Raw genomic sequence first — 13,141 nt, forward strand, 5'->3', positions numbered from 1 at the left:
GGGCTTGCTCGCGAAAGCGGTGGGTCATTGAACAATGATGTCAACTGACACACCGCTTTCGCGAGCAAGCCCGCTCCCACAAGGATTGCGGTGCCTCTAAGACAGCATCAGACGAATACCCCTCTGTACCGAATAACAACAGCTAGAGGTGATTCCCCATGTCGTCAGCCACTCCTTCCTCCACCGTGCACCCCGTCGACCGCGTTCTGCCGGTGCGACAGATGCTCACCCTCGGCCTGCAACACATGGCCGTCTCGTACATCGGCGCCATCGCCGTGCCGTTGATTGTCGCCAGTGCCCTGAAAATGTCCCACGCCGATACCGTGGTGCTGATCAGTACCACGCTGTTCTGCTCCGGCATCGCCACCCTTTTGCAAACCGTCGGCTTCTGGAAATTCGGCGTGCGTCTGCCGATTCTGCAAGGCGTGGCGTTCAGCAGCGTCGGCCCGGTGATTGCCATCGGCAGCAACCCCGACGTGGGGTTTGCCGGGGTTTGCGGGGCGGTGATCGGTGCCGGGATCTTCACCATGCTGATGGCGCCGTTCGTGGGCCGATTGCGGCGGTTTTTCCCGCCGGTAGTCACCGGCTGCATCGTCACGGTGATTGGTTTGCAGCTGTTCCCGATCGCCTATGAATGGGTCGGTGGCGGACGCAACGCGAGCAACTTCGGCGCCCCGGCATTTCTCGCGGTGGCGGTGGTGGTGCTGCTGACCATTCTGCTGGTCAATCGCTATGGCAGTCCGCTGCTGCGCAACATGGCGGTGCTGGTGGGCATGCTGGTCGGCGCCGGTCTGGCTCACGGTCTGGGCATGGGCAATTTCCACAGTGTCGAAGAGGCGCCGTGGCTGACCGTGCCCTACCCGTTCTACTTCGGTTTGCCGACTTTCAGCCTGATCCCCATCGCGACCATGGTGGTGGTAATGATCGTGCAGATGGTCGAGTCGATGGGGCTGTTCGTGGCCATCGGCGACATCGTCGACAAACCGGTGGAAGACAAGCAGGTAATCAACGGCCTGCGCGCCAATGGCCTGGCCAGCACCATCGCCGGGATGTTCGCCGCATTCCCGTTCATCGCCTTCATGGAAAACGTCGGTCTGGTGATCCTGACCGGTGTGCGCAGCCGCTGGGTGGTCGCCGTCAGTGGCCTGCTGATGTGTTCGATTGCGCTGGTGCCCAAGGCCGGGGCGATCATCGCTTCGATGCCGACCGCGGCGTTGGGCGGCGCCGGCATTGCGATGTTCGGCGTGGTCGCGGCGGCGGGCATCCAGACCCTGGCCAAGGTCGATTACGAGCGCAATCGCTTCAACGTGCTGATCGTCGGTTTCACCATCGCCGCCGCGCTGGTACCGGTGCTCGCGCCCACCCTGTTCAAACAAATGCCCGAGTGGTCACAGCCGTTCCTGCACAGCAGCGTGGTCATCGCCTGCCTGGTGTCGGTGCTGCTCAACGCGGCGCTCAACGGCGTCAGCGTGCCAGAAACCACACCCGGCAAATCCGCCTCGCACATTCTCTGACTGGAACCTGCCCATGACTCAACTTCAAAACACCCTGATCAAAAACCCGGTCGCGGTGATGACCGGCCTGCGCGGCCCGCGTGCCCGGGCCGGCGCAGTGGACATTCGTGTGGTCAACGGACGCATAGCCGAAATGGCCGCCGACCTCGAGCCACAACCCGGTGAGCGGGTGATCGACGCGCGCAATTCGGTGGTCTATCCAGGCTGGATCAACACCCACCATCACCTGTTCCAGAACCTGCTCAAAGCCGTGCCCGAAGGCTTGAATCAGGACCTGCAAGGCTGGCTGGCGAGCGTGCCATATCCACGCCTGAACCGCTTCACCCCGCAACTGGCGCGCATCGCCGCCCGTCTGGGCATGGTCGAGCTGCTGCTGTCCGGCGTCACGACCTGCGCCGATCACCACTATCTCTACCACGCCCACGGCAGCACCGAGACCGGGGATTTGCTGTTCGATCTGGCCGACGAATTCGGCCTGCGCTTTGTGTTGTGTCGCGGTGGCGCGCTGGAGTCCGCCAGCGCCCACCCGGGCTTCTCGAAAACCGCGCTGCAACCGGAAAGCCTCGAACAAATGGTCGGCGACATCGAACGGCTGAAATCGCTGTATCACCAGGACACCCCGGACGCCCTGCGCCGGGTGGTCGTCGCACCCACCACGCCAACCTTTTCGCTGCCGCCGACCCTGCTGCGCGAACTGGCGCACACCGCACGCGGCCTCGGTTTGCGTCTGCACACGCATTTGTCGGAAACGCAGAACTACGTGAATTTCTGCCGCGACAAGTACAACTGCCTGCCGGTGGAATTCGTCGCCGAACACGAATGGCTCGGCCCCGACGTCTGGTTTGCCCATGCCGTGCACCTGCAACCCGGCGAAATCCGCATGCTCGCCCAGACCGGCACCGGTATCTCGCACTGCCCGGTGAGCAACGCTCGCCTCGGCAGCGGCGTCGCGCCGGTGCCGCAAATGTTTGATGCCGGCGTGCCGATCTCCCTCGGCGTCGACGGCGTGGCGTCCAACGAATCCGGAAGCATGGTCGGCGAAACCAACACCGCGTGGCTGATCCACCGCGCCGAACAGGGCGCCTCAGCGACCACCGTCGAAGACGTGATCCACTGGGGCACGGCGGGCGGTGCGCAGGTATTGGGATTGGGCGCGGTCGGTACGCTGGAGGTCGGGCAAGCGGCGGATCTGGTGATCTACAGCCTTGATCACCCACGCTTCTTCGGCTTCCACGACAGTGCGGTCGCACCGGTGGTGGCGGGTGAGCCAATCAGCGTGAAATACAGTCTTGTTGGTGGCCGGATCGTGGTCGATAACGGCGTGATTCCGGGGCTGGATATCGAACGGATGCGTGCCGAGGCGTGGGAAGGTGTGCAGGCGATGATGAATATCGACGATTGATCCGCAGACTATGCAAAACCTGTAGGAGTGAGCCTGCTCGCGATAGCGGTGTGTCAGTTGACATTTGCGCTACTGACGCCCCGCTATCGCGAGCAGGCTCACTCCTACAGGGAACAACGCCACATTCGCGGACTCGGGGTTTGTCGACTAAGGTTACTCCCTCATCGGATTGAGCCCCTGCCAGCTCCACCGGGCTCTTGATCAAGGAGAGACTGATGACGTCGCGTCGCAACATCGAACAGACTTATCGCACCTGGTCCAGCCCGATCCTGCTGGAGTTGAAAAAGCGCGAACACCAAATGGCGCCGGTCGAGCGTCAGGCACTGGAGAATGTTTTGGTCGAACGAAGGTTGCTGGATGTCGGCAACCCCAACGGCCCCGACAGACGCCAGGGCACAGCGGGCAAGAATGACCGGCCCGGTTGATCAGCGCATCAGAGCGGCTTGAGGTTCAGCCCCAGTTTCAGCAGTTCCTTGCGCAGCATCGACGGTTTCACGAGTGCCATCCCCGCCTGCCATTGCAGCGGCAACAACCGATCCAGCTTCTGCTGGCTGAGCAGCGGCTCAGCCAGCAAACAACTCTTGCCGTCACGGATGCTGATGACGTTCAGCAACCAGTCATCGCCCTGCCCGACCATCCAGCCGCCGATCTCGTTGCGATGTTTGTGAAGCAACGCATCGGCGTCCCACACCGTCATCTGTGCGAAGACCTGTGGCAGGTTGCTGTCCGGTTTGAAGCGCTTCTGATCCGCCGCCAACGCGGTCTGCAGGTCTGCTTCGATGGCGGCCTGACATTCGAGGAAATACCGCTCGGGCCAGTTTGCCGGCAGATTCGCCCGCTGCATTAATGCCTCATAAGCTTCAATATCCGCCTCAGAGGTCATCTGCCCGGTGAGGTTAAGCGTGTTATCGAGGATTGCCGTGGCCAGCAATTTCGCGCTTTGCTCGCTGATTCGCGAGAGCAGACCCGCAGCTTGCCAACGCTGAAAAACCAGCGTCGCCGCTGCACCAATCGGGCGGATGTCGGCGGCGGAACCCAGTCGCTCTGCCCAGTACGGCTCGTAACCGGGATGATGATCGATGACCTCGACCACTTGGTCGAGCACCACCAGCGGGTCGAAGTGGTGATAGTCGGACACATCGACCAACACGAATTCGTCGTTTGCTTGCGGCGTGTAACGCTGAAAAGCAGCGCCCCAACTCAGAACGGTCGGCGACACGCTGCTGTTGGGTTTTGCGCTGCTGCCCGCGCGGGCGGGACTGCCTTGCAGGTTGAGCAATTCTGCGTAGGCAATGCAGCAGGCGTAGGCGTCGATGTCCAGATAGGAGGCGCCGGAGGTGATGATTTTCATGGGGCGCAAACGTCGCACATTTCCATGACATTGGGGTGACATAAAAAGATCGCAGCCTTCGGCAGCTCCTACAGGTTGAATGCAATCCAACTGTAGGAGCTGCCGCAGGCTGCGATCTTTTGATCTTCAGGCCGCGGCTTTACCAGCGGCCACCATCGCCGAAGCCGCGAGCATCGCCCGCAACAACACCGCACACCCGGCCGCCAGATCGTCCGGCGCGGCGTTTTCGATTTCGTTGTGGCTGATCCCGCCCTCGCACGGTACGAAAATCATTCCCGCCGGGCCGAGTTCGGCGAGGAAGATTGCGTCGTGTCCCGCGCCGCTGACGATGTCCATGTGCGACAGGCCCAGGCCTTGCGCCGCGCCGCGCACGGCTTCGACGCAGCCTTTTTCGAAGTACAGCGGCGGGAAGTCGGCAGTCGGCGTTAGTTCATAGGTCAATCCGTGCTCTTCGCAAGTGGCGTCGATGACTTGCTTCACCTCGGCGATCATCGAATCGAGTCGCTCCGGTTGCAGATGCCGGAAGTCGAGGGTCATGCGCACTTCGCCGGGGATGACGTTGCGCGAGCCGGGATAGGCTTGCAGGCAACCGACCGTGCCGCAGGCATGGGGTTGGTGGCCGAGGGCCGCGCGGTTGACCGCACCGACGATCACCGAGGCGCCGACCAGAGCGTCCTTGCGCAGGTGCATCGGGGTTGGCCCGGCGTGGGCTTCGACGCCGCGCAGTTTCAGGTCGAACCATTTTTGCCCGAGGGCGCCGAGTACCACGCCGATGGTTTTCTGCTCGTCTTCGAGGATCGGGCCTTGCTCGATGTGTGCTTCGAAATAGGCACCCACCTTGTGCCCGCTGACTTTGCGTGGTCCGGCATAGCCGATGGCGTTCAGGGCTTCGCCGACGGTGACGCCATCGGCATCGACCTTGGCCAGGGTTTCTTCGAGGGTGAATTTTTCCGCGAACACCCCGGAGCCCATCATGCACGGAGCAAAGCGCGAGCCTTCTTCGTTGGTCCAGACCACCACTTCCAGCGGCGCTTCGGTTTCTACGCCGAGATCATTGAGGGTACGCAGCACTTCGACGCCGGCGAGCACGCCGAAGCAGCCGTCGAACTTGCCGCCGGTGGGCTGGGTGTCGATGTGGCTGCCGGTCATCACCGGCGGCAGGTTCGGATTGCGTCCCGGGCGACGGGCGAAGATATTGCCGACTTCATCCACCGTGACGCTGCACCCGGCGTCCTTGCACCATTGCACGAACAGGTCGCGGGCCTGACGGTCGAGGTCGGTCAGGGCCAGGCGACAGACCCCGCCCTTGACCGTCGCGCCGAGCTTGGCCAGTTCCATGAGCGAGGCCCAGAGGCGGTCGCGGTTGATGTGCTGATGGGTGGATTGCAGAACGTCTACGGCTGCGTTCATGTTGATCTCCTCAGGCAGTTCTTATGAGTGTCTTCAGGTAATTCTTTGGTGGGTTTGAGGCCGCCTTCGCGAGCAAGCCCGCTCCCACAGGTGAACGCATTCCAAAATGTGGGAGCGGGCTTGCTCGCGAAGGGGCCATCCCTCACACCGAAGATTTCACAACAGACGGGCTGCTTCGCATCGAACACAACCCGTAATAAATCAGCCCACCCAGCGCCGAGCCGGTAAACCAGCCATAGCTGTAAAACCAGCTGAACGCATCGCTGCCCAACGACAGCAAGGTCAGCACCACCGGCACGCCAAACGCGGTAAAACCGGCCCAGTTCCACGCCGGATACACGTCGTCCCGGTACAACCCGGCGAGGTCCAGTTGCTGTTTCTTGATCAGGAAATAGTCCACCACCATGATCCCGGCAATCGGCCCGAGCAGGCTCGAATAGCCCAGCAGCCAGTTGGAATACACGGTTTCCAGGCTGACATCGGACACGATCAGGCCCAACTTTTTCAGCAACTCGTGAGCCATCAGCGCCAACCCGACGAAGCCGGTGAGCAACACCGCTTTGGTGCGGTTGATCACCTTGGGTGCGATGTTCTGGAAATCATTGGTCGGCGAAACGATGTTCGCGGCGGTGTTGGTCGACAGCGTGGCGATGATGATCAGCGCCATGGCTAACGCAACCCACATCGGGCTCTGGATATGGCCGATCAGACTGACCGGATCCGACACCGTAACGCCGACCAGTTTCACCGAAGCGGCGGTCATCACCACACCGAGTGAGGCGAAGAGGAACATGGTCAGCGGCAGGCCGAAAATCTGCCCGAGGATCTGATCCTTCTGGCTTTTGGCGTAGCGGCTGAAGTCGGGAATGTTCAGCGACAGCGTGGCCCAGAAACCAACCATCGCGGTCAGCCCGGCAGCGAAGTAACTGACCACACTGGCGCCTTCCGGGCGTTTCGGTGGAATCGCCAGCAACTCGGTCATCGACACATTGGGCATGGCCCACACCAGCAGACCGATGCCGACTGCCACCAACAACGGCGCAGACAGGGTTTCCAGCCACTTGATGGACTCGGCGCCGCGGATCACCACCCACAGGTTCAACGACCAGAAAATCATGAAACCGATCACCTCGCCGGTTCCACCGAGGGATTTCCAGCCGTCGAAAATCGAGCCGAGAAACAGGTGAATCGCCAATCCGCCAAACATCGTTTGAATCCCGAACCAGCCGCACGCCACCAGCGCGCGAATCAGACACGGCACGTTGGAGCCAAGCACGCCGAACGACGAGCGCAGCAGCACCGGGAAGGGAATGCCGTACTTGGTGCCGGGAAAGGCATTGAGCGTCAACGGAATCAGCACGATGACGTTGGCCAGCAGAATCGCCATCAGCGCTTCGCCGACGGTGAGGCCGAAATAGGCGGTGAGCACCCCGCCGAGGGTGTAGGTCGGCACGCACACCGACATGCCGATCCACAGTGCGGTGATGTGCCATTTGTTCCAGGTTCGTTCGCGCACCTTGGTCGGTGCCATGTCGTGGTTGTAACGGGGACTGTCGAGGACGTCGCTGCCGGCTTCGAGTTCGAACAAGCCGTCGCGCTCGGTCACTTGCGATCTGTTCTGTTGCATGGCCGCTCCACTGTTCTTCTGATTATTTTTTTTGCTCATCAGACGGCTGCACACCAAGGTGCGAACCGGACGATGGCCGGAGGAACTGACAACTTTCTTGCACCGGCCGGGGTGTCAGCGGCGGCATCAATAAACGTGCCGGATACCCCGCTTACGCATCGGGCCGTGGTTCAAACGCATTGCAACTTTCTGATATGTCACGGTTTTAATTATTCACCGGAAGCGTCCTCGAAAACTTGTCTGCACGCTCAGACTAAACGTTTGCCAAGTTGTTCGAACGGTCAGGACTCAATCTGGTGCACTGCACTTTTTTTCATCACCGGCGCTCAGCCGCAGCTCAACTTCAAGCAGCTGATTTCACATAGGAAATCTTGCTCATATTTCCATCCTGTCAAGTGCGTCAAAATGGTGAACAACCTCACCATTTTGGTGATTTATGTTTTTTATCGTTATTTTTCATACACTTAAAACAGCAATAAGCTTATAAAAAATAATCTTGATCAATTGCAGAACTGCGACTAGCTTCTATTCCTGACAGCGCTGACAGGAATACGCCGATCAGCGTTGTACATCAATAAAACATTTAGAACCGGCACAAGTCGGTCATGCCTGCGAGGAACTCGGAATGTCTCTGTTGATCCGTGGCGCCACCGTTGTTACCCATGATGAAAGTTATCGCGCCGACGTCTATTGCGCCGGCGGCGTGATCAAAGCCATTGGTCAAAACCTGGATATTCCCGCCGGCGCCGAAGTGCTCGACGGCAGCGGCCAATACCTGATGCCCGGCGGCATCGATCCACACACCCACATGCAACTACCGTTCATGGGCACCGTGGCCAGCGAAGACTTTTACAGCGGCACTGCGGCGGGTCTGGCCGGGGGCACCACATCGATCATCGACTTCGTGATTCCCAATCCGCAGCAGTCACTGATGGAAGCGTTTCACCAGTGGCGCGGCTGGGCCGAGAAGTCTGCGTCCGACTATGGCTTCCACGTCGCGATCACCTGGTGGAGCGAACAGGTGCGTGAGGAAATGGCCGAGCTGGTCAGCCATCACGGGATCAACAGCTTCAAGCATTTCATGGCCTACAAGAACGCGATCATGGCCGCCGACGACACGCTGGTGGCGAGTTTCGAGCGCTGTCTGGAACTCGGCGCGGTGCCGACTGTGCATGCGGAAAACGGCGAGCTGGTCTATCACCTGCAACGCAAGTTGATGGCCCAGGGCATCACCGGGCCGGAGGCGCATCCATTGTCGCGGCCATCGCAGGTGGAAGGCGAAGCGGCGAGCCGGGCGATTCGCATCGCTGAAACCATCGGCACGCCGTTGTATCTGGTGCACGTTTCGACCAAGGAAGCGCTGGACGAAATCACCTATGCCCGCAGCAAGGGTCAACCGGTGTACGGCGAAGTGCTGGCCGGGCATTTGCTGCTCGACGACAGCGTCTACCAGCACCCGGATTGGCAGACCGCCGCCGGTTACGTGATGAGCCCGCCGTTCCGCCCGCGCGGGCATCAGGAAGCGCTGTGGCATGGCCTGCAAAGCGGCAATCTGCACACCACCGCCACTGACCACTGCTGCTTCTGCGCCGAGCAAAAAGCCGCCGGGCGCGACGACTTCAGCAAGATCCCCAACGGCACCGCCGGCATCGAAGACCGCATGGCGGTGCTGTGGGATGAAGGGGTCAACAGCGGACGTTTGTCGATGCAGGACTTCGTCGCCCTCACCTCCACCAACACCGCGAAAATCTTCAACCTCTACCCGCGCAAAGGCGCGATCCGCGTCGGCGCCGATGCCGACCTGGTGCTGTGGGATCCGCAAGGCAGCCGCACCATCTCCGCCAAGACCCACCATCAGCAGGTGGACTTCAATATCTTCGAAGGCAAGACCGTACGCGGCGTGCCGAGCCATACCGTCAGCCAGGGCAAAGTGGTCTGGGCCGACGGCGACCTGCGCGCCGAGCGCGGGGCCGGGCGGTATATCGAACGGCCGGCGTATCCGGCGGTGTTTGATTTGCTGAGCAAGCGGGCTGAGCAACATCGCCCGACTGCCGTTAAGCGCTAAAGCGAGGCCTTCGGCCTCATCGCGAGCAGGCTCACTCCTACAGGTGTACGCATTCCAATTGTAGGAGTGAGCCTGCTCGCGATAGCGCCAGTTCAGACACCACAAAAACTACTGCCCATCAGAGGCAGAGAACCTCAATAACCGTGAGGCAAAAAACCGTGATCGAGACCCTGAACCATCTCCCGCATCCGCACGAAAGCGCGGCCGCGCTCGCCGGCCATTTCACTGATCTGGCGCCACCGCTCAACGCCCGGCAGGCGCATCTGGAAGCCTCGCGCTGCCTGTATTGCTACGACGCCCCGTGCGTCAACGCGTGCCCCAGCGAAATCGACATTCCGTCGTTTATCCGCAATATCCATCAGGACAACGTGCCCGGTGCGGCGCAGAAAATCCTTTCGGCGAACATCCTCGGCGGCAGTTGCGCGCGGGTCTGCCCAACGGAAATCCTCTGTCAGCAAGCCTGCGTACGCAACAATGCGCAGGAATGCGCGCCGGTGCTGATCGGCCTGCTGCAGCGCTACGCCGTGGACAACGCGCACTTCACCGAGCACCCGTTTCAGCGCAACGCCGCTACCGGCAAACGCATCGCCGTGGTCGGCGCCGGGCCGGCGGGGTTGTCCTGCGCCCACCGCAGCGCGATGCACGGGCATGACGTGGTGATTTTCGAAGCCCGGGAGAAGGCTGGCGGCCTCAATGAATACGGGATCGCCAAGTACAAACTGGTCGACGACTATGCGCAGAAGGAACTGGATTTCCTCCTGCAGATCGGCGGCATCGAAATCCGTCACGGGCAGAAACTCGGCGAGAATCTGACCCTCAGCGAGCTGCATCAGCAGTTCGATGCGGTGTTCCTCGGCCTCGGCCTCAATGCCAGCAAACAGCTCGGCCTGCCCCACGAGGACGCGCCCGGCCTGCTCGCCGCCACCGACTACATCCGCGAACTGCGCCAGGCCGATGACCTGACGCAACTGCCACTGGCCGAGCGCTGCATCGTCCTCGGCGCCGGCAACACCGCGATCGACATGGCCGTGCAGATGGCCCGCCTCGGTGCCCGTGACGTGAATCTGGTGTATCGCCGGGGAGCGGCGGACATGGGCGCCACCGGCCACGAACAAGACATCGCCAAAGCCAATCAGGTGCGCCTGCTGACCTGGGCGCAACCGGAGGAAGTCTTGCTAGACGATCAGGGCCAAGTGCGCGGTATGCGTTTCGCCCGTACCGAACTGGTCGACGGTCGTCTGCAAACCACTGGCGAAACCTTCGAGCTGGCCGCCGATGCGATTTTCAAAGCCATCGGCCAGGCCTTCGACAGCAGCGCCCTCGCCGATCCGCTGGCCCGCGAACTCAAGCGTCAAGGCGAGCGGATTCAGGTCGATGACCACCTGCGCACCAGCATTCCCGGCGTGTATGCCGGCGGTGACTGCACCAGCCTCGATCAGGACCTCACCGTGCAAGCCGTACAGCATGGCAAACTCGCCGCCGAGGCGATCAACGCGCAACTGATGCTCAACGTGGAGGCTGCGTAAATGGCCGATCTCTCGATAGTCTTCGCCGGTATCAAAGCCCCCAATCCATTCTGGCTGGCTTCCGCGCCGCCGACCGACAAGGCCTACAACGTGGTGCGCGCCTTCGAGGCCGGTTGGGGTGGCGTGGTCTGGAAAACCCTCGGCGAGGACCCGGCAGCGGTCAATGTCTCGTCGCGCTACTCGGCACACTACGGCAACAACCGCGAAGTGCTGGGGATCAACAACATCGAACTGATCACCGACCGCTCGCTGGAGATCAACCTGCGCGAGATCACCCAGGTCAAGAAGGACTGGCCGGATCGCGCGCTGATCGTCTCGTTGATGGTGCCGTGCGTCGAGGAATCGTGGAAACACATCCTGCCGCTGGTGGAAGCCACCGGCGCCGACGGTATCGAGCTGAATTTCGGTTGCCCGCACGGCATGCCCGAGCGCGGCATGGGCGCGGCGGTCGGTCAGGTGCCGGAATACGTCGAGCAGGTCACCCGCTGGTGCAAGACCTATTGCTCGCTGCCGGTGATCGTCAAGCTGACGCCGAACATCACCGACATCCGCGTCGCCGCCCGCGCTGCGCATCGCGGTGGCGCCGATGCGGTGTCGCTGATCAACACCATCAACTCGATCACCAGCGTCGATCTGGAACACATGGTCGCCCTGCCCACCGTCGGCAGCAAAAGCACCCACGGCGGTTATTGCGGTTCGGCGGTCAAGCCGATTGCGCTGAACATGGTCGCCGAGATCGCTCGTGATCCGCAGACCCAAGGCCTGCCGATCTGCGGTATCGGTGGCATCGGCAGTTGGCGTGATGCGGCGGAATTCATGGCGCTGGGCAGCGGCGCGGTGCAGGTGTGCACGGCGGCGATGCTGCATGGCTTCCGGATTGTCGAGGAGATGAAGGACGGGCTATCGCGCTGGATGGACAGTCAGGGCTACGCCAGCATCAGTGAGTTTTCCGGCCGCGCGGTGGGCAATACCACGGACTGGAAGTACCTCGACATCAACTACCAGGTGATCGCGAAGATCGACCAGGACGCGTGCATCGGTTGCGGGCGCTGCCACATTGCTTGCGAAGACACTTCACACCAGGCGATCAGCAGCCTCAAGCTGGCTGACGGCACGCATAAATATGAAGTGATCGATGATGAGTGTGTGGGGTGTAACTTGTGCCAGATCACTTGTCCGGTGGCGGACTGTATCGAGATGGTGCCGATGGAAACCGGCAAGCCGTTTCTGGACTGGAATCATGATCCGAGGAATCCTTACCACGTTGCCGTCTAGATCCCCGGCTGATCCAACAGCCCCCTCACCCTAACCCTCTCCCAAAGGGAGAGGGGACTGATTGGGGGATATTTCAGAAATCCACCGACTTGAGCGATTTACTTTGAATCCATAATCGATACATGCACAGGCACGGACGGCTTTTTGAGTCCATATTCGACTGGATTTTTCAGGTCGATGTAACTCGTAAGACACCTCGGTCGGCCCCCTCTCCCTCCGGGAGAGGGTTGGGGTGAGGGTCAGCTCTTGCTTCAGGGCTCCAACCCGATCCCGCGCAAAATCACACTGGTCACCGTCTGCACCGCCCGCTCGAACTGCATGTCCGACAGCGGTTGATGCTCGTTCAAAATATTCACCTGATGATCGAAGTCGGCATAGTGCTGGGTCGAGGCCCAGATCATGTACAGCAGGCTCGACGGTTCCACCGGCAGAATCCGCTTGTCCTCGACCCACTGGCGGATCTTCGCTTCCTTCATTTTCGCCCACTCATACAGGCTGACATCCAGCGCCTCACCGAGGGTCGGGGCGCCGTGGATGATCTCGTTGGCCCAGACTTTCGAACCATAGGGCCGGCTGCGCGAGTGGTTCATCTTGGCGCGGATGTAACTGCTGAGCACCACCCGCGGGTCATCGAACATCTCGAAGCACAGCGCGTCCTGTTTCCAAACCTCCAGCAGGTCAAACAGCACCGCGCTGTACAGTTCGCTTTTGGTCGAGAAGTAGTAATGCAGGTTGGAACGCGGCAGTTGCACTTCCGCGGCGATGTCGGCCATGGCGGTGCCGCCGAAACCTTTTTCGGCGAAGACTTTTTCCGCCGCCAGCAGGATTTTCTCGACGTTACTGCGACGAATCTCGATCTTGTGATTGCCCATGAGGGCTCCCTGACAACGACGTTGTTGAAGACTAGCATCCGCTCTGGTCTGGGGGCGACCGCTGTAAATAAAACTTCGTGCGCAAGTCTGCGGATGGCT

At 61.0% G+C, this 13,141-nt stretch carries 10 protein-coding genes; 6 read left to right on the top strand and 4 right to left on the bottom strand.

The window, feature by feature from the left end:
• Positions 1-158 precede the first annotated feature (158 nt).
• From JFU48_RS24500 to JFU48_RS24510, 3 genes are all read left to right on the top strand, one after another.
• On the top strand, positions 159-1,514 hold the full coding sequence (locus tag JFU48_RS24500; RefSeq protein ID WP_201137942.1) for a nucleobase:cation symporter-2 family protein: 1,356 nt from the start codon (positions 159-161) through the stop codon (positions 1,512-1,514).
• A 13-nt stretch (positions 1,515-1,527) separates the two neighbouring features.
• Positions 1,528-2,916, top strand: coding sequence for an amidohydrolase family protein (locus tag JFU48_RS24505; RefSeq protein WP_201137943.1), 1,389 nt, complete (start codon positions 1,528-1,530; stop codon positions 2,914-2,916).
• 215 nt (positions 2,917-3,131) lie between these two features.
• A complete protein-coding gene (locus JFU48_RS24510) occupies positions 3,132-3,341 on the top strand; it encodes a hypothetical protein (RefSeq protein ID WP_003224027.1) in 210 nt (69 codons plus the stop codon).
• A gap of 8 nt (positions 3,342-3,349) precedes the next feature.
• Here JFU48_RS24510 and JFU48_RS24515 read toward each other — a convergent pair whose 3' ends face one another.
• From JFU48_RS24515 to JFU48_RS24525, 3 genes are all read right to left on the bottom strand, one after another.
• Entirely contained in the window at positions 3,350-4,267 is a 918-nt protein-coding gene (locus tag JFU48_RS24515; protein WP_201137944.1) for a DHH family phosphoesterase, read from the bottom strand.
• Positions 4,268-4,393: 126 nt separating this feature from the next.
• Entirely contained in the window at positions 4,394-5,677 is a 1,284-nt protein-coding gene (locus JFU48_RS24520; RefSeq protein WP_201137945.1) for a Zn-dependent hydrolase, read from the bottom strand.
• 142 nt (positions 5,678-5,819) lie between these two features.
• Positions 5,820-7,304 (bottom strand): NCS1 family nucleobase:cation symporter-1, encoded by a 1,485-nt coding sequence (locus JFU48_RS24525; protein ID WP_201137946.1) that lies wholly within the window; start codon positions 7,302-7,304, stop codon positions 5,820-5,822.
• Between the two features lie 625 nt (positions 7,305-7,929).
• Here JFU48_RS24525 and hydA point away from each other — a divergent pair.
• From hydA to preA, 3 genes are all read left to right on the top strand, one after another.
• A complete protein-coding gene (gene hydA, locus JFU48_RS24530) occupies positions 7,930-9,369 on the top strand; it encodes a dihydropyrimidinase (protein ID WP_201137947.1) in 1,440 nt (479 codons plus the stop codon).
• A gap of 158 nt (positions 9,370-9,527) precedes the next feature.
• A complete protein-coding gene (locus JFU48_RS24535; RefSeq protein WP_201137948.1) occupies positions 9,528-10,895 on the top strand; it encodes an FAD-dependent oxidoreductase in 1,368 nt (455 codons plus the stop codon).
• Positions 10,896-12,170 carry an NAD-dependent dihydropyrimidine dehydrogenase subunit PreA gene (gene preA / locus JFU48_RS24540; RefSeq protein WP_201137949.1) on the top strand — a complete coding sequence of 425 codons (1,275 nt, stop codon included), beginning with the start codon at positions 10,896-10,898 and terminating at the stop codon, positions 12,168-12,170.
• A 251-nt stretch (positions 12,171-12,421) separates the two neighbouring features.
• Here preA and JFU48_RS24545 read toward each other — a convergent pair whose 3' ends face one another.
• Positions 12,422-13,042, bottom strand: coding sequence for a TetR/AcrR family transcriptional regulator (locus tag JFU48_RS24545; protein WP_201137950.1), 621 nt, complete (start codon positions 13,040-13,042; stop codon positions 12,422-12,424).
• Between the last annotated feature and the right edge of the window lie 99 nt (positions 13,043-13,141).

Source organism: Pseudomonas sp. TH49 (assembly GCF_016650625.1).
GTDB classification, from domain to species: domain Bacteria; phylum Pseudomonadota; class Gammaproteobacteria; order Pseudomonadales; family Pseudomonadaceae; genus Aquipseudomonas; species Aquipseudomonas fluorescens_H.

Coding starts and splice junctions, on each gene's coding strand:
- JFU48_RS24500 (WP_201137942.1), top strand. CDS start 159: ATGTCGTCAGCCACTCCTTCCTCCACCGTGCACCCCGTCGACCGCGTT.
- JFU48_RS24505 (WP_201137943.1), top strand. CDS start 1,528: ATGACTCAACTTCAAAACACCCTGATCAAAAACCCGGTCGCGGTGATG.
- JFU48_RS24510 (WP_003224027.1), top strand. CDS start 3,132: ATGACGTCGCGTCGCAACATCGAACAGACTTATCGCACCTGGTCCAGC.
- JFU48_RS24515 (WP_201137944.1), bottom strand. CDS start 4,267: ATGAAAATCATCACCTCCGGCGCCTCCTATCTGGACATCGACGCCTAC.
- JFU48_RS24520 (WP_201137945.1), bottom strand. CDS start 5,677: ATGAACGCAGCCGTAGACGTTCTGCAATCCACCCATCAGCACATCAAC.
- JFU48_RS24525 (WP_201137946.1), bottom strand. CDS start 7,304: ATGCAACAGAACAGATCGCAAGTGACCGAGCGCGACGGCTTGTTCGAA.
- hydA (WP_201137947.1), top strand. CDS start 7,930: ATGTCTCTGTTGATCCGTGGCGCCACCGTTGTTACCCATGATGAAAGT.
- preA (WP_201137949.1), top strand. CDS start 10,896: ATGGCCGATCTCTCGATAGTCTTCGCCGGTATCAAAGCCCCCAATCCA.
- JFU48_RS24545 (WP_201137950.1), bottom strand. CDS start 13,042: ATGGGCAATCACAAGATCGAGATTCGTCGCAGTAACGTCGAGAAAATC.